The 15654-nt window shown below is 70.7% G+C and carries 10 protein-coding genes; 3 read left to right on the plus strand and 7 right to left on the minus strand.

The genetic code is table 11. From position 1 onward, the window contains the following. Window positions 1–126 precede the first annotated feature (126 nt). Window positions 127–795 (minus strand): DUF4097 family beta strand repeat-containing protein, encoded by a 669-nt coding sequence (locus ABZ877_RS31495; RefSeq protein ID WP_361078132.1) that lies wholly within the window; start codon window positions 793–795, stop codon window positions 127–129. Between the two features lie 252 nt (window positions 796–1047). Here ABZ877_RS31495 and ABZ877_RS31500 point away from each other — a divergent pair, with 252 nt between their 5' ends. Continuing rightward, window positions 1048–1797 (plus strand): helix-turn-helix domain-containing protein, encoded by a 750-nt coding sequence (locus ABZ877_RS31500; protein WP_361078135.1) that lies wholly within the window; start codon window positions 1048–1050, stop codon window positions 1795–1797. Between the two features lie 378 nt (window positions 1798–2175). Beyond that, a complete protein-coding gene (gene dnaE, locus ABZ877_RS31505) occupies window positions 2176–5775 on the plus strand; it encodes a DNA polymerase III subunit alpha (protein WP_361078138.1) in 3600 nt (1199 codons plus the stop codon). Window positions 5776–6232: 457 nt separating this feature from the next. Here dnaE and ABZ877_RS31510 read toward each other — a convergent pair whose 3' ends face one another. Together ABZ877_RS31510 and ABZ877_RS31515 are read right to left on the minus strand one after the other, a co-directional pair. Continuing rightward, the gene (locus tag ABZ877_RS31510; protein ID WP_361078141.1) at window positions 6233–6772 is read right to left on the minus strand and encodes a GNAT family N-acetyltransferase; all 540 of its coding nucleotides are present in this window, start codon (window positions 6770–6772) and stop codon (window positions 6233–6235) included. Next, on the minus strand, window positions 6769–8052 hold the full coding sequence (locus ABZ877_RS31515; protein WP_361078144.1) for an XRE family transcriptional regulator: 1284 nt from the start codon (window positions 8050–8052) through the stop codon (window positions 6769–6771). Before ABZ877_RS31515 ends, ABZ877_RS31510 begins: the two co-directional genes overlap by 4 nt. Window positions 8053–8290: 238 nt before the next feature. Here ABZ877_RS31515 and ABZ877_RS31520 point away from each other — a divergent pair, with 238 nt between their 5' ends. Beyond that, window positions 8291–8737, plus strand: coding sequence for an ATP-binding protein (locus ABZ877_RS31520; protein WP_361078147.1), 447 nt, complete (start codon window positions 8291–8293; stop codon window positions 8735–8737). Between the two features lie 504 nt (window positions 8738–9241). Here ABZ877_RS31520 and ABZ877_RS31525 read toward each other — a convergent pair. The 4 genes from ABZ877_RS31525 to ABZ877_RS31540 all read right to left on the minus strand — a co-directional run bounded on the left by ABZ877_RS31525 (window position 9242) and on the right by ABZ877_RS31540 (window position 15635). Next, window positions 9242–9649, minus strand: a complete 408-nt coding sequence (locus ABZ877_RS31525) for an XRE family transcriptional regulator (protein ID WP_361078150.1) — start codon at window positions 9647–9649, stop codon at window positions 9242–9244. 428 nt (window positions 9650–10077) lie between these two features. Further along, the gene (locus ABZ877_RS31530) at window positions 10078–10770 is read right to left on the minus strand and encodes an RES domain-containing protein (protein ID WP_361078153.1); all 693 of its coding nucleotides are present in this window, start codon (window positions 10768–10770) and stop codon (window positions 10078–10080) included. A gap of 364 nt (window positions 10771–11134) precedes the next feature. Next, complete coding sequence (locus ABZ877_RS31535) at window positions 11135–13468, minus strand: hypothetical protein (RefSeq protein ID WP_361078156.1); 2334 nt, start codon at window positions 13466–13468, stop codon at window positions 11135–11137. Beyond that, window positions 13449–15635, minus strand: a complete 2187-nt coding sequence (locus tag ABZ877_RS31540) for a hypothetical protein (RefSeq protein ID WP_361078159.1) — start codon at window positions 15633–15635, stop codon at window positions 13449–13451. Before ABZ877_RS31540 ends, ABZ877_RS31535 begins: the two co-directional genes overlap by 20 nt. Window positions 15636–15654: the final 19 nt, after the last annotated feature.

Here is a 15654-nt window from a genome sequence, read left to right on the forward strand (position 1 = left end):
ACAACGTCCACAACTCTTCCGGCGCCATCCGCTCGACAAGCGCAGCAGTCATCACCCCAGACTGCCGCAAGATCCAGCCAACTGAAATGGCGTCTTAGAGGAAGGAAAGTCAGGTTCGTGGACTGGTCAGAGGCTGCTTGCCGTGATGTCGCCCTTGGCGGTGGTCGCCTTGACGGTCAGCTCGGGCGAACCGCCGTCGTTGCGCAGCGAGTTGCTGACCCGGCCGTACGTGGTGCCCGCGTCGAGCGAGGCGGAGACGCCGCGCCCGGCGGTGACGGTGATGTCGCCCTGCTGCGTGCTGAGGGCGAGCGCGCCGCCGGTGGCCTCGGCGACGGTGACGTTGCCCTGCATCGTGCTGATCTCGCCGGGCCCGGTCAGCCGGCCGACGGTGATGTCGGCGTCCAGGCCGCCGAGCCGGACGCTGGTCGCCTCGTCGATCTTGACCGTACGGTGCCCGCCGTCGAAGGCGACGTCCCCGAGCCGGCCCACACCGCGGAACTCGGCGGCCGCGGCCTTCGCCTCGACGCGGGAACCGGTCGGCACCCGCACGGTGACCTCGACGGAGCCCGAACCGCCGAGGAGCCGGTTCTTCGGCGGCGCGGCCGCGATCCGCAGGACCCCGTCCTCGTAGCCGACGGTGACCTGTTCGGCGGCCTTCACGTCGCGGCTCTTGGCGGCGCTCGCCGGCCGGACCTCGACCGTGGCGTCGGCGCGGTCGGCGGCGATGACCTGGATGCGGCCCGCGGGGATGTCGAGGACGGCGGAGACGGGGGTGGTGGTGGCGAACTTCTGCATGGCGTTCTCCTTCATCTGTCCGGCGTTCCGCGGTGTGCGGCGCGCTGTTTCCGATGTGAGAAAGCTACGTTGCGTTCACAGTTTCAGCAACGAAGAAATTGCACTGCGAAGGCTTAACTCCAGGTCAAAGCCGCAAAAGTGTTGCAATGAAGTCGCATGCAATGCAACGCCAAGAGATCCGTGCGTTGCAATGAGGTGCCGGGAAAGCTATGCTGTGGCCATCGAACCCGTCACCCCGAAGGAGAACCCGCGATGCCCGGAGGCAGGCTCACCCAGCAAGAACGTCAGCAGATCGCGCTGGGCCTCGCCGACGGTCTCGCGTACGCGGAGATCGCCCGTCGCCTGGACCGCCCGACCTCGACCGTCACCCGCGAGGTCATGCGCAACGGCGGCCCCACCGGTTACCGCGCCGACCTCGCCCACCGCGCCACCGAGCACCGCGCGCACCGCCGCAAGCGGACCGCCGCTCCCCGGGGCGCGCAAACGGCGCCGCAGCCGTACGGCCGCGACGCCGAAGAAGTGCGGGAGTACGAGGAGGTGCTCACCACCGTCATGATGGCGTCGGGTGCGCCGAAGATGATGTCCCGGATCCTGGCCTGCCTCTACATCACGGACGACGGCAGCCTCACCGCGTCGGAGCTCGCGCAGCGCTTGGAGGTCAGCCCGGCGACGATCTCCAAATCGATCGCGTTCCTGGAGGGTCAGGGGCTGGTGCGCAGGGAGCGGGACGAACGGCGCCGGGAGCGGTACATCGTCGACAATGACGTGATGTACCAGTCGGTGGCGGCGAGTGCCCAGTCCACCGCTCAACTCGCCATCGCCGCGCGGCAGGGCGTCGGCCCGCTCGGCGCCGGCACCCCGGCCGCCGTCCGTCTGGAGAACATGGCGCGCTTCTTGGACTTCGTCTCCGAGAGCATCATGCGCGCCGCCGACCAGGCCCGGGAGGTCCTCCACTCGCAGCCGGCGACGCCCGCCGACGCGACTGCCGGTGACCATGGCTGAATATCGACCACTGTCGACCCTGAGGGGAGCTTGATCCCCCCGGGCCGTCGCTCCCCGACTGCCCGGCCGTGACGACCGCGAGCAGTGCCTCCCCGGGGTGGACCCGGTCCCCGCCCGCGTCGGCGCCTCGCCCCCCGCACCCCCTGTGTCGCCCCGCTCAAGATCACCCGTGACACGCGACACGGCGCCACGCCGAGGAGTCGTACGACTTCTCCGCGTGAGACGGGGAGGTCACCCACGGCGCGTCGCGGAAGCGCGGACGAGGGCTCCGCTTACCGCCGGATCGGAGGCCCGGCGCGGGGTTAGGGTGCTGCCTCCAGCCCGGCTTCAGGCCGGGCTGCCGCCGCCCGCCCGCGACCTCCCGGAGGTGCCCTCCCGGTGCCGGATTCCTTCGTTCACCTGCACAATCACACCGAGTACTCGATGCTCGACGGCGCGCAGAAGCTCAAGCCGATGTTCGCGGAAGTGGCCCGGCAGGACATGCCCGCCGTCGCGATGAGCGATCACGGCAACATGTTCGGGGCGTACGAGTTCCACACGGTGAGCAAGGGGTTCGAGGGCGTCAAGCCGATCATCGGGATCGAGGCGTACGTCGCCCCGTCCTCGCGCCGCAACCGCAAGCAGGAGTTCTGGGGCCCCGGCGGCCAGCGCGCGATGTCGGACGACGGGGAGGGCTCCAAGGACGTATCGGGCGGCGGCCGCTTCACCCACATGACGATGTGGGCGGAGAACGTCCAGGGCCTGAAGAACCTCTTCTACCTCTCCACGGAAGCGAGCTATTCCGGCCAGTTCCCGGCGGGCAAGCCCCGTATGGACATGGAGCTGATCAGCGAGCACGCCGAGGGCGTCATCGCGACGACCGGCTGCCCGTCCGGCGCCGTCCAGACGCGCCTTCGCCTCAACCAGTACGACGAGGCGCGCGAGGTCGCCGCCGCCTACCAGGACATCTTCGGCAAGGAGTCCTACTTCCTGGAGCTGATGGACCACGGCCTGCCCATCGAGCGCGACGTCCGCGAGGGCCTGCTCCGCCTCGCGAAGGACCTCGGCATCCCCCTCCTCGCCACCAATGACGCCCACTACGTCCACCAGGACCAGTCCGACGCGCACGACAACCTGCTCTGCATCGGCGTAGGAAAGAACAAGGCGGACGAAAAACGCTTCCGCTTCAACGGCGACGGCTACTACCTCAAGACGGCAGCCGAGATGCGCGAGTTGTTCGCCGAACTGCCGGAGGCGTGCGACAACACCCTCCTGATCGCCGAGCGCATCCAGTCCTACGACAGCGTCTTCGAGAACGTCGACGAGATGCCGCAGTACCCGGACGTACCGGAGGGGGAGACGCAGGAGTCCTGGCTGCGCAAGGAGTGCCTGGAGGGCCTGGCCATGCGCTACGGCTCGCCGCTCCCCGCCGAGGTCACCGAACGCTTCGAGACCGAGATGACGGTCATCGGCCCGATGGGCTTCTCCTCGTACTTCCTCGTCGTCGCCGACATCTGCCGCCACGCCCGCGACAGCGGCATCCCCGTCGGCCCGGGCCGTGGTTCCGCGACCGGCTCGATCGTTGCGTACGCCACCCGCATCACCGAGCTGTGCCCCCTCGAACACGGCCTGCTCTTCGAGCGGTTCCTCAACCCCGAGCGCATCAACCCGCCCGACGTCGACCTCGACTTCGACGACCGCCAGCGCGACGCCATGGTCCGCTACGTCACCGAGAAGTACGGCGACGAGTACACGGCGATGGTCAACACGTTCGGCAAGATCAAGGCCAAGAACGCGATCAAGGACTCGTCCCGCATCCTCGGCTACCCCTTCCAGCACGGCGAGCGCATCACCAAGGCGCTGCCGCCGGACATCATGGGCAAGTCGATCCCGCTCGACGGCATCTTCGACCCCGCGCACCCGAGGTACGGCGAGGCCGGCGAGATCCGGCAGATGTACGAGAACGAGCCGGACGTCCGCAAGGTCATCGACACCGCGAAGGGCGTGGAGGGCCTGACGCGCGGCACGGGCGTCCACGCCGCGGCCGTGATCCTCTCCAAGACGAAGCTGACGGAGCGCATCCCGCTGCACATGCGCGCCAAGGACGGCGTCAAGATCACCGGCTTCGACTACCCCAGTTGCGAGAACATGGGGCTGGTCAAGATGGACTTCCTGGGCCTGCGCAACCTGGGCGTCATCGACCACGCGCTGAAGAACATCCGCGAGAACAGGGGCGTACGCCTGGCGACGGTCGACCCCGGCAACGGCGACGACAGCGTCACGGTCATCCCCCTCGACGACGCGAAGACCTTCGAACTCCTCGGCCGGGGCGACACGTTCGGCGTCTTCCAACTGGACGGCGGCGGCATGAGGGCGCTTTTGAAACTGATGGAGCCGTCCCGCTTCGAGGACATCGCGGCGGCCCTGGCCCTGTACCGCCCCGGCCCGATGGCGGCGAACGCGCACACGAACTACGCCCTGCGCCAGAACGGAAAGCAGAACCCGGACCCGATCCACCCGGAGCTGAAGGAAGTCCTGGACCCGATCCTCGGCTCGACTCACCACCTGCTGATCTTCCAAGAGCAGATCATGGCCATCGCCCGTACGCTCGCGGGCTACACCCTCGGCGGCGCCGACATGCTGCGCCGGGCGATGGGCAAGAAGAAGCCCGAGGTGCTGGCCGCCGAGTGGGAGAAGTTCCACGACGGCATGGCGGGCAACGGCTACTCGGAAGAGGCCATCAAGGCGATCTGGGATGTCATGCTCCCGTTCTCCGGCTACGCCTTCAACAAGTCCCACACGGCGGGCTACGGCCTGGTCAGCTACTGGACGGCCTACCTCAAGGCCAACTACCCGGCCGAGTACATGGCGGCGCTGCTCACCTCGGTCGGCGACGACAAGGACAAGGCGGGCATCTACCTCGCCGACGCCCGCAAGCTGGGCGTCACGGTCCTGCCCCCCGACGTCAACGAATCCCTCGCCGAGTTCGCGGCCGTCGGCGACGACGTCCGCTTCGGGCTGCTGTCCGTACGCAACGTCGGCGACAACGTCATCGAGTCGATCATCGCGGCGCGCAAATCAGCGGGCAAGTACACGTCCTTCACCGACTTCCTCGACAAGGTCGACCTGCCGGCGCTCAACAAACGGGCGGTCGAGTCCCTGATCAAATCCGGCGCCTTCGACTCCCTGGGCCACACCCGCAAGGGCCTCTCGGCCGCGCACGAGAGCGCGATCGACGCGGTGGTCCCGTTGAAGAAGGCGGCGGCGTACGGCCAGGACGACCTCTTCGCGGGGATGGGCGACGACGGCGACGGCGCCGCCGGAGGCTTCACCCTCGAAGTCCCGATCACCGACGACGAATGGCCCCGCAAACAACTCCTGGCCACGGAACGCGAAATGCTCGGCATGTACGTCTCGGCCCACCCCCTGGACGGCACCGAGCACATCCTCTCCGCCAACCGCGACACCACCATCGTCGACCTGCTCTCCTCGGGCCGCACCGAGGGCGTCGTCCGCCTCTCCGGCCTGATCACCAGCGTGCAACCCAAAATGACCAAGCAGGGCAACGCCTGGGCCATCGTCAACCTCGCCGACCGCGACGGCACCACCGAGGTCCTCTTCTTCCCCGCCACCTACCAACTCGTCGCCGCCGCGCTCGTCGAGGACAGCGTCATCTCCGTCCAGGGCCGCATCAACGACCGCGACGGCGCGATCTCCCTCTTCGGCCAGGAACTCCAGGTCCTCGACGTCACCTCGGCGGAACGCGACGGCGCGGCCCCGGTCCGCCTCCACCTCCCCTACCACCGCATCAACACCCAGTTCATCACCGAACTCCGCCGCATCATGGGCGACCACCCGGGCCAGAACCCGGTCCACGTGGCGGTACGCGGTCCCCGCAAAACGGTGGTCTACGAACTCCCCGCCCTGGTCAACGCGGCGACGATCGCGTCCGACATCAAGGGGTCGTTCGGGGCGGAGGCTTGGGTTGGGGTGGCGTAAGCAGCGGAGGAGGCCTCGACCATCGGTGCCTGGTCGTAGCTCCCGGCCGGGGTCGCGTCAGGCGGTGCAGAGCGGTGACGCGGCGTGTGCCGGCCACCTGACCGCATGAAGGGAGGGACGAGGTCTCCGGTTCTTACGGAGCCTGTCGAGTGCTGGTGAGGATCACGGCCACCGTTGTCACCAGGGAGACGATGACCGCGGCCACGCTCGTCAGCCTGGACGTCATCCGCCGGGGAGCCAGCGGTTTCTTCACCCAGCCTCGCACTGGCAGCGTCACCACCTACTCGAAGAAGATCACCTCCACGGGTGACGCACTACACGCTCGCAGCAGCCTGGCCGCCAAGTCCAGCACCTTTCCCCGGTCGGCCAAGCGCCGAAAGCCGAGGGCACGACACGATGGGTAGATGCCGCAGGTGTGGAGAGCTCGGGTACCAAATTATGGGTCCCGGGGGCCCGGTCAGCGGCTGGCACGCACCATCACGACAAGGACCGGCGAGGCCGGTGACGGTAGGCTCTGTCCGATGTCCTCATAGCCCCAGGACTCGTAGAGCGCGTGGACCTTTCCGTCGCCTGCGGCTGGGTTGACCATGAGCGTGACGTGGGGCTCGTTGCGGGTGGCTAGGAGGGTGTCGTGGATACGGCGGGCTGTGCCGGTCTTTCGCCAGGGCAAGCGGACTCCACCCTCCTTCAAAGCCACGGCCGGACGCTCGGTGTATCTGTTCGGCGGTGTCGGGCTGACGCGTTGCCAGTATCGGTCGCCCTGCTTGATGGTGTTGCCGTAGGCGAAGCCGACCGGATGGTCGTCCGCGTATGCGAGGGTGGCCACGAACCCTTCCTCTGTGCCGTGCCTGTCCAGGCGCTCGCCGAAGGCAGTGACTGCGTAGTTCGGCATGCAAAGGAGCGGGGCGCGCACGTCGGCGTACACGTCGAGGAGGTCGCCTCTGACGACGTCAAGGTCGGTGAAGGTGCGCAATGTGATGAGGCGCGCTGTGTTCATGCGGCTTTCCTCCAGGGGGCGGTGTGCTCGCTCCATGCCCGCGCTGTGGTACTGCCAGGTGCCGTGGCGCGCAAGGCGGCCCCGAATTCCTGCAGCATGCGCGTAACCCGGGCATGCTGGGTTGCGGCGTCGGCGGGGACTTTCATCGCGGTGGCCGCAGCGGCTTCGACTTCGCCCTGTCCGAGCTGTGCGTGTGCGAGCCGGGCGGTGTTGATGGCGCGATCGCGCTGCATCTGAGGGCGGAGCAGGGTCAAGCTCCGGTGGGCGTGTGATTCGGCTTGTTCGAAATTACCGAGGCGAAAATGCGCGGACAGGGCGAGTGTTTCCAACTCCGCACCATCGCGAAGAGCAGCCATCCACACCGGGCGAGTGAGGTCGGGATCAGCGCGTTCGAGTGCGTCCTGAGCACAGCCGAGGGAGTATTGCACTGCTGCGCTGTCACCTGTGAGGCCGAGTGTGGCGGCTTGACGGGCATGCCCCAGGCTCGCGAACAGGGAGTCACGACGCGTGATGTGCAGGTTGCGGGCGACGTCGTTGGCGGCCAGTGCGTCGGCCGGACGGCCCATGTGGCGGTACATGGTTCCCGCGTGGCTCCAGATACGGAACTTGATCGCCTGGTCGCCGGACATCTCGGCGAGGGCCTGGGCCTCGCGCATGTGCGCCTTGGCGACGTCGTAGCGCCGGCCGTCGATGGCGGCCCACATCGCGGAGGAGCGGAAGGCGGCTGCGGAGGCGTAGAGGTTGCTGCGTACCCGCTGGGTGGCGCTGCCCGCGCTCTGGAGGTTCAGTGCCTCGTCGGCGAGGGCGGCGGCGTGTTGTTCGATGCCGGGTTGGCCACCGTGACGATGGTCGCGGGCGATGATCTCGGCGAAGCGCTTGTTCAGCCGGTTGACGTCGCTCATGCCGATACGACGCGGCGACGCGGTGGCGGGCACGGCCGCTGCTGCGGCAAGTGCGGCGATGCCGCCGACGAGGGTGCGGCGCTTCATGTCGGGATCCTCCTGCTGCGATAGGGCCGGGCTGGGCGCGGACCGGCAGCGCGGTACGAACCCCAGGGCGACGGCAGGGAGCCCGGTGACGTCCTCGAGGGCCTTGCGTGTCGCTGATTTCGGCCACGTGACCCGGCCCGCTTTCCACGCCCGGACCGATGAGCCGTCGAGGCCTCCAGGACGCCCAGTCAACCGTTCGATGGCGCTGTTCACGGCCTCGGCGAAACCGTTGGAGCTGTAGCCGTGCTCGGTCATCCACGCCTCAAGAACGGTGTTGCGGGTGGTGTCCATGCGGGCACCGTAGACCGCGCGACCCTCACTCGCCATGTAACGAAGAGGTCAAAACGCCCTAGGCGAATCCGTCGGCCGAGTGGTTGAACGCCCTAACCAGCGTGCTGATAGGGGGAGTTGTCTGGGTACCGGTCGCCCTCCACGCCCTACCGTGCGGGCGGCAGTTGACGGCCCGCTCCGTCCCTCAGCTCCCCGCAGGGGTCGGGCGGGCGCCAAGACGAACACGAAGGCTCACCTGATGACGAGTCTGAGGACACCGGCCGAGGCTCCCTCCGTCGGCCGCGCCACGTACAGCCAAACCTTTCCGTGTGAGCCGTTCGCGGCAGAGCTCGGCCGCGATGTCGTCCGGGATCTTCTCGGCGTGTGGCACCTCGATGGCCTGGTCGACCGTGCTGCGCTGGTGGTGACGGAGCTGATCGCGAACGCCTCCAGGCACACCGCGTGTCCCGAGATCCGCCTCACGATCGGCCGGCCGAGCGCGGGGCGGCTACCTGTCGGGGTCGTGGACCGGGACCCGGGGCGTCTGCCCATACTCGGTCGAGCGACCGACGACGACGAGTCGGGGCGCGGGCTGCTCCTCATCGATGCAGCCGCCGATCGCTGGGGCTACGACCTGCACCGCTCGGACGGACGCACTTGGGGCAAGGAGGTCTGGGCGGAGTTGTGCACCGGGAGCGCCGAGTGAGCACGCCGGTCACGGCGCCCTCGTACCTGCCGGACCTCGCCCGTCTTCGATCGCGTCAGCAGATGGCCATGGACTGCGCGCTCTGCGCCCGGCGGCTGGGTGCGAGGGGCCGACGGTTGGGCGAGGTCCGCCACCGGGGCTTGCCGCTCCAGCTATGGGCTTGCGCCCCCCATTTGCCGGGCCGGGGGACCGCTCCTCCCCATGCGCTCAGAAGGTCGTGTCCTTCCGCCGCCTCAGAAGGACAAAAGTTCCGCTTTGTTGCTCCTGGGGTGGGGGTAGACGGCGTACGCCGATGCCGGGGTTCTCGACCTCGATGTCCAGGCCGACGACGTGATCCGGGGTGTGTGCGGCGACCTGCGGGTCGAGCTGCTGACGGATCCGGGTCGCGGCCAGGCCGTGCATCCTGCGGCCCCGGTGCTCCGGTGCCGCGAGAGGTCCGGGAACGCGCTGACCGCACGCCCGGCAAGGGGCGTGCGGTCAGTGGAGTGTGAGCTGGAGCGCTGTTCAGGCGGCGCTCTCCGTCGCCTCGACATAGGCGCGGGCCGCGACCATGACGTCTCGCGCCCGGTCCTCGGCGATACACATGGCCGGGGCCATGTCCTCCAGTTGCGGGTTCATGCCGATCATCCACGCGCGGGCGGTGTACACGGACTCCGCGGCTTGGATCAGGTGGAAGATCTGGATCGCGTCGATCAGCCGGGCCTCGGCCTCGGGCCGTGGCCTGCTGGTGCCGGCGGCCCAGCGTCCTACCTGCTTGGCGTCGCTGATCCCGGCCATCCGCGCGGTGAGGCGCTGGCCGAGATTGTCCTGGAGGAATCGCGCTATGTCGGCGATCGGGGTGCTCACGGCGGCGCTGTGCGCCTGTAGGGCCGCGGAAGCGCTCCGGGGCGGCTTGGCCTTGGTCGCGGACATAGGGGTCTCCCTCATACGGGGTGTGAAGGGCCGGGTGGGCACGGCGGCCGCCCCCTGTGATCGCGGCAGTGTCCGCCGCACGGCCTGCTTCATGGTGCCCTTGCCCTCCCTCTCGAAAAAGTTAAGGGCTCTCCACTGGAACCCATTTCCAAAAGGGTACCCACGAAGGTAGGTCAACTCCACCTGTCGGCGTCCTCTTTGAGAGGTTGTCATATGCCCCGGCCGGTGGCGGAAGGCGTCGTTCCGGCGGTGCTGAGCTGCGGGTTCTCTGGTGGGTGGACTATTTCCGGCCACTGCCCCCGTGTCATCTTTGGCTGCTTTCCGTCAGGAGGAGGGTCCCTTTGGGGGTGGGGTTCCGGTGTGTTCCAGGTGGGGTTTCGGGGGTGTACGAGGGGGGATCGGGGGCGCGCGAGGGGAGCGGGCGGGGGTCAGAACATCTGTAAGCCGTACTCCCGCGCCACCATCGCCAGCGGCACCGACTCCGGGAACACGTACGTCGACTCCAGGCGCTCGACCGTCGTGTTGTCGAAGATCGCCCAGCACTGGCGCATCCCGAAACGCGACTTGTACGCGATGCCGTGGATGCTCGGTGTGCCCTGCGGGGTGCGCTGGGCGTGGGCCCAGCGGGCGATGGCGCGGGTCAGGCGGCGGTGGAAGCCCTGGGTGTGTTCGCGCGTGAGTTCGGGCTGGTCGACGCCCAGCTCCTTGAGTTCCGGGGCGAGCAGCGTGCTGAGCGCCTTCAGGGTGGTGTCGTCGTCGACGTCGAGGAAGCGGCTCTCCTTGGCGGGTTCCAGACGCAGCAGCGTGTGCTTGGCGCTCCAGTCGCGCACCATCTTCCCCGGGCCGACGAAGTACGGCTCGTGCCAGTCGTGGCCGACGAGTTCGCGCATGTCGGGGTGGACGCGGAACGGGGCGAGGGCCTCGGCGAAGCAGCCGTCCTGCTGGCTGGCGCAGTACAGGGTGCCGTGGGTGCTCGAACTCCAGGGGTTGCCCGCCGTGCTGGTCTCGTCCGCGGGGGTGAGGGTGTCGTAGCTGAGCGGGTCGGGCGTCTTGCCCAGTCGCCATACGCCGTCGGCGGGGGCCGGTATCAGGTGGACGTCGGCTGCGGGACTGGGGGTCATGGTTCTCGGCTCCGGTCGTCGTCCGTCCAGGCCCTCTGAACGGGGCGGCCCGCCGGTACCGGCCGGCGGGCTGGGGTGGTGCGCTGGGCCGCCCGCGCTGACCAGGGACAGGGTGGCGGCCAATTGATCAATTGTGCTGGGCCCGGCGGCCGGGACGCGAGTCACTTGCGAGACATCCCGGGGGCGCATGAAGCATTCCGGGGGGCGCATAGGCCGAAAGCATGTGTCGCAGCGCGTGCCGGGCCGTGGGCCGGACCGGTCACCATGGTCACCCCGCGCGTGTCGGACCGGTCACCACGTCACCGCCCGTGCATGCCGGGACCAGCCACCACGTCGCCGCCCCGCGCATAGCGACCCCCACCCCTCACCGCGCCAACGCCGGATGCGACAGGTCCAGGCTCGTCAGTGCCGACCCCGCCGGGCCCGCCAGGGTCAGGTCTGCCGTGGCCGTGCCCGGGTGGGGGGTCGCGTCCAGCCAGGTCAGGGGGGTGGCCGTGGCCAGGGTCAGCAGGCGGCGGCAGGTCGCCGCGTCCCACAGCAGGACGATGCCGTCGCGGGAGGCGCTGACCACGTACGTACGGTGTTCGGCGGTGAAGGTCGCCACGGCGTGGACCGGCGCGTGATGGCCCGTCAGGCGTGGGCCGAGCGGCTGGGTGGTGGCCAGGTCCCACAGGCGTACGTCGGCCTGGTCGCCGGCGGTGACCAGGAACGGCGGGAGGCCGTCGGCGGGGGCGGTGTTGAGGGCGAGCGCGTGGAGGATGCCCTGGTCGCAGCGGATGAGGTCGGCGCTGTCGTCGGCCAGGGCCGGGTTCCACAGGCGGACGACGCCCTCGGTGCCCGCGCTGGCGAGCCAGGGTTCGCCCTCGTCCGTGCAGGCGGCGGCGAGCGCCTTGACGCTCATCGTGTGGCTGTCCCAGGTGCGCAGGAGGCTCGCGGTGTGCAGGTCCCACAGGCGGATGCGGTAGTCGTCCGAGGCGGTGAGGAGCAGGGCGAGGGCGCCGTCCGGGCCGGCGCAGGCGGCGAGGTGGCGGGTGGGGGCGCCGCCGCAGTCCAGGGGGGTGAGGGGCGGGGTGTCGGGGGCCGCCGGGTCCCAGGCCGTGACCGTGCCGGTGGTGTCGGAGCTGAGGAGGAGGTGCTGTGTGCCGCGGCGGGCCCAGGCCACGCCGAGGACGGGCGCGGGGCCGGTCAGCGCCGTGGTCGTCTCGCCGCTGCGGGTCGCGGTGAGGCGTATCGAGGTGTCGTGGGCCGTGGCGATCAGCGGGCCCGCGTCGCTGTGCCAGAGCGCGGTGCCGCTCGCGCGCCGGGGTGCGGGGGAGTGGCCCTCGGTCAGGGCGCGGTCGATGTCGGCGGCCGTCCACAGTCGCAGGGTGGCGTCGGCGGCGCCCGACAGGAGCGCGCCGGGGCGGTCGGGGTTCTCGGGCAGGGCGGTGAGCGCGGTGACGATGTCGGTGTGGCCGCGCAGTTCGGCGACGGTGTCGGTGGCGGGCTCCCACAGCGTCACTGAGTGGCCCCGGGCGGCGGCGAGGACCACGCATTCGTCGTCGTCCAGGGCCAGCAGGCACAGGTCCTTGACGGGTTCGCCGTGGCCGGGCGCGGTGCCGGGCAGCCGCCCTTCGGTGACGGACCAGGAGGTGATGCTGCCGTCGGCGTGCCCGCAGTGGAACAGGCCCGGCTCGGCGCCCGGCGTGACCGTACGGGCGGGCGAGGGCAGGCAGTGCGTGGCGCGGACGGTGCCGTCGAGGCGGTGCACGGTCAGCTCGTGGGCGGCGTGGACGAGGACGCGCTCGCCGTCGGTGTCCAGGAGGGTGGTCAGCGCGCCGCGCAGCACCGGGGGAGCGGTGGCGACCGTGCGGGAGGGGCCGGGCGGCGCCCAACTGGCCAGCTCGCTGCGCCCGTTGACCGTCCATACGACGTGCTCGCCCCGGTCGTCAAAGCAGGACACGGCGTCGTCGAACCAGGTGGAGTCGGTGTGGTGGCCGAGCGCCGCGTGCCGGTGCGCGTCCCACAGCCGTACGGTGCCGTCGGTGCTGGCGCTCACCAGGTACGGGCGCCCGTCCGGTCCCGGGGCGCTGATGTGCAGGGCGCGGATCTCGCCGGTGTGCGCGGCGAGCGGGGCGCCGGCGGGGTGCGCGGTCGCGGCGTCGAGGAACTCCAGGGTGCCGGTCGCGGTGGCGACGGCGACCTGGAGGCCCCGGCGCGGATGGACCAGCGTGAGCAGCCGGGTCGGGGTCGCCGGGAGCGTGGCCCAGATGTTCGCGGACAGCCGCCAGTTGGCGAAGTGCGCGGTGAGCGGGGAGTCGGCGGGCGGCGCGGCCTCCGGCGGCATCCGGGTGCGCGGCGTGTCGGGGAACGTGAGCGCGGTGTGGGCGAGGTGCAGGCTCGCCATCCGGGACGGCAGCGGTTCCTCGCGCAGATAGGGCTCTATCGCCGACCAGGCCGTCAGCCAGTGCCGGGGCCCGCACGCCGGGGTGTGGTGCAGCAGCGCGCGGATCCCGCCGCCGGTGTCCCAGGCGAGCGCCTGCGGCGGCACCCGCGCGTCGTCGAGGACGCGGCCGAGCGCGGCGTGCCGGGCGAGGTGACGTCGTACGTACGGGGGTGGGGGCTGCCCGGCGTCCCCGCCGAGGGCGGCCAGCCGGGCGGCGATCCGGGCGTGCACGGCGGCTTCGCCGTCACCGGCGTCACCGGGCTGGTGGGTCACAAGGAGCCTCTCGGGTGTCGGGTGGCGTGTCCGGCCAGCGGCGCAGGATCTGTGCCAGTTGTTCGTGGGCGGGGCGGTAGACCACGCGGTCGTCCTCGTGGTCGGTGGTGAGATACCCGGCGAGGCGGCTCTTCAGCAGGTGGCGGATCTTCACATCGGGGTCTTCGAGGGGCGCTTGAAGCACGGCGGCGGTCAGCGCGGGCCACACGTCCCCCCATGCGACCCCGCGCCCCAGTGCGAACGCGCTCGCACGCAGCAGGCCGACGGCCTCCTCGGTGGTGAGGCCGCTGCCCGCGGCGACCGCCAGTTCGATGTCCGTGCGCAGGAGCCCGGTGATGCCCTCGCCGACCCGGTTCAGCCAGTCCCGGTCGGCGAGGAGCGCGGGGCCCGCGGCCCGTAGCTGCTCCACGGCGAGACGGGCGTGGAGGAAGGAGCCGGCGGCGCGGGCGCCGACGACGCGGGCGGCCCGGCGCACGGCCGCCGCGTCCCACTGCTCCTGGTCGCGCAGGAGCACCCGTACGTAGGCGTCGATGTCCTCGTCCGGGTCGGTGTCGCAGCGCACGGTGCGGGCGTGCGGGAAGCGGTCGGCGAGTTCGCGCAGGAGGTCGTCGGCGGGCGGCGGCGGGGGCGCGCCGTCGTCCGCCGCCGTGGGGCGGGCGCTGCGCACGCCGAGCAGCAGCCGCACCTTGCGGCGGCGCGCGGCGGGGCCCCGGCCCGCGGGCGCGGGCACGCCCGGCCCGCGCCGGGCGGGCCGGGTCGCGGTGACGAACGGGGCCAGCGCCGTGGTGATGAAGTGCGTCGGGTCGTACGCCTCGTCGAGGCTGTCCACGACGACCGTGACGGGGTCGCCGGGGCGGGCCAGGAACTCCTCCAGCGCGCCCTGCCAGTCGCCGAGCTCCACGCTCCCTTCGGGCGGCGCGCAGCCCAGCGCCTCCCCGAGCCGGCGCAGGGCGGACAGCGCGGTGTGGTTGCGGGCGGAGATCGCCGCGCTGACCGCGCCGGGCGGCGGGATCGTCTCGGGCGGTCCGTCGAGCGCGGTCTTGTACCGCTCCTCGCTGCGGAACACCGGGTCGCTGAGCGTCACCATGCGGCCGAGCAGCGCCGACTTCCCGGTGCCCGCGCCCCCGGTGACGATCATCGTGCCGCGCGGGCTCTGCACGAAGTCGGCCAGGAGCCGGTTGAGGGAGGTGCGCCCGGAGAAGTACCAGCCGCCGTCGGCCTTGTCGAGCCGCCCGCTCGCCTTCTCCAGCCAGTGCTCCAGCTCGTCGAAGGTCGCCGCGACATCGCTGACCGCGTCCTCGGCGACCCGCGGCGAGGGTTCGTAGCCGGGGTTGGGCAGCGCCCGCGAGCGCTCGTGCTGCCACTGGGTGAGCAGCGGCTGGGGGATGTTGACGCGGGCGTGGGCGCGCCGCGCGGTGCGCCGCCGGGGCCGCTCCTCCTCCAGGAGCTTCGCCGCCCGGTTGAGGAGCTGCGTGAACTCGCTCATCGTCAGGTGCGGGTGCGCGATCTGCTCGCTGGTGGTGGCCAGGTGGTGGGCGCGGGAGAGGACCCGGGCCAGTTCGAGGCCGAGCACGGTGCGGCCGCGTTCGGTGGTGGCGAGGACGTTGAGCCGGGCCTCCTCCTTGCGGGCGGGCGCCAAGTCGTCCTGCAACGCGACGAGTTCGCCCTGCACGGCCGCCGACTCGCACATGTTGAGGATGACCAGGACGTCACGGGCGCGCGAGTCGAGGGCCGCGTAGGCGAGCGCGGACGTGGGCACGGCGGTGGCGAGGAGGCGTTCGTCGGAGGTGTCGGGCAGCCGCAGGTAGTGGCGGCTGGACTTGGCGGACAGGCCGTGCGCGCTGACGAAAAGCACCAGCGGCGTCTCCGCGTCGGTGTCGCGCAGGCCGCTCGCGCTCAGATACGCCTCGACCTCGTGCCGCGTCGACAGCGGCATACCCTCCGGGGTCTTCGACAGCCGCCAGTCGAACGCCTCCCCGTCGCGCGGCCACCACAGCTCCAGGGCGGCCAACTGCTCCTCCACCGCCTCGTCGAAGGAGGGGTCGCCGTCCGGGACGACCAGGCCGACGAGCAGCCCGCGCGGCCCCGACTCCAGCGGCCCGCGCGGCCACTGCGGTGCTTCCGGCTCGGCGGCAACAGCCACGACCGGCCCCCGTCGCTCGCTCATCTTGCCTATTGTTCCCGTC

Source organism: Streptomyces sp. NPDC046939 (assembly GCF_040644575.1).
In the GTDB taxonomy this organism is placed as follows: Bacteria; Actinomycetota; Actinomycetes; order Streptomycetales; family Streptomycetaceae; genus Streptomyces.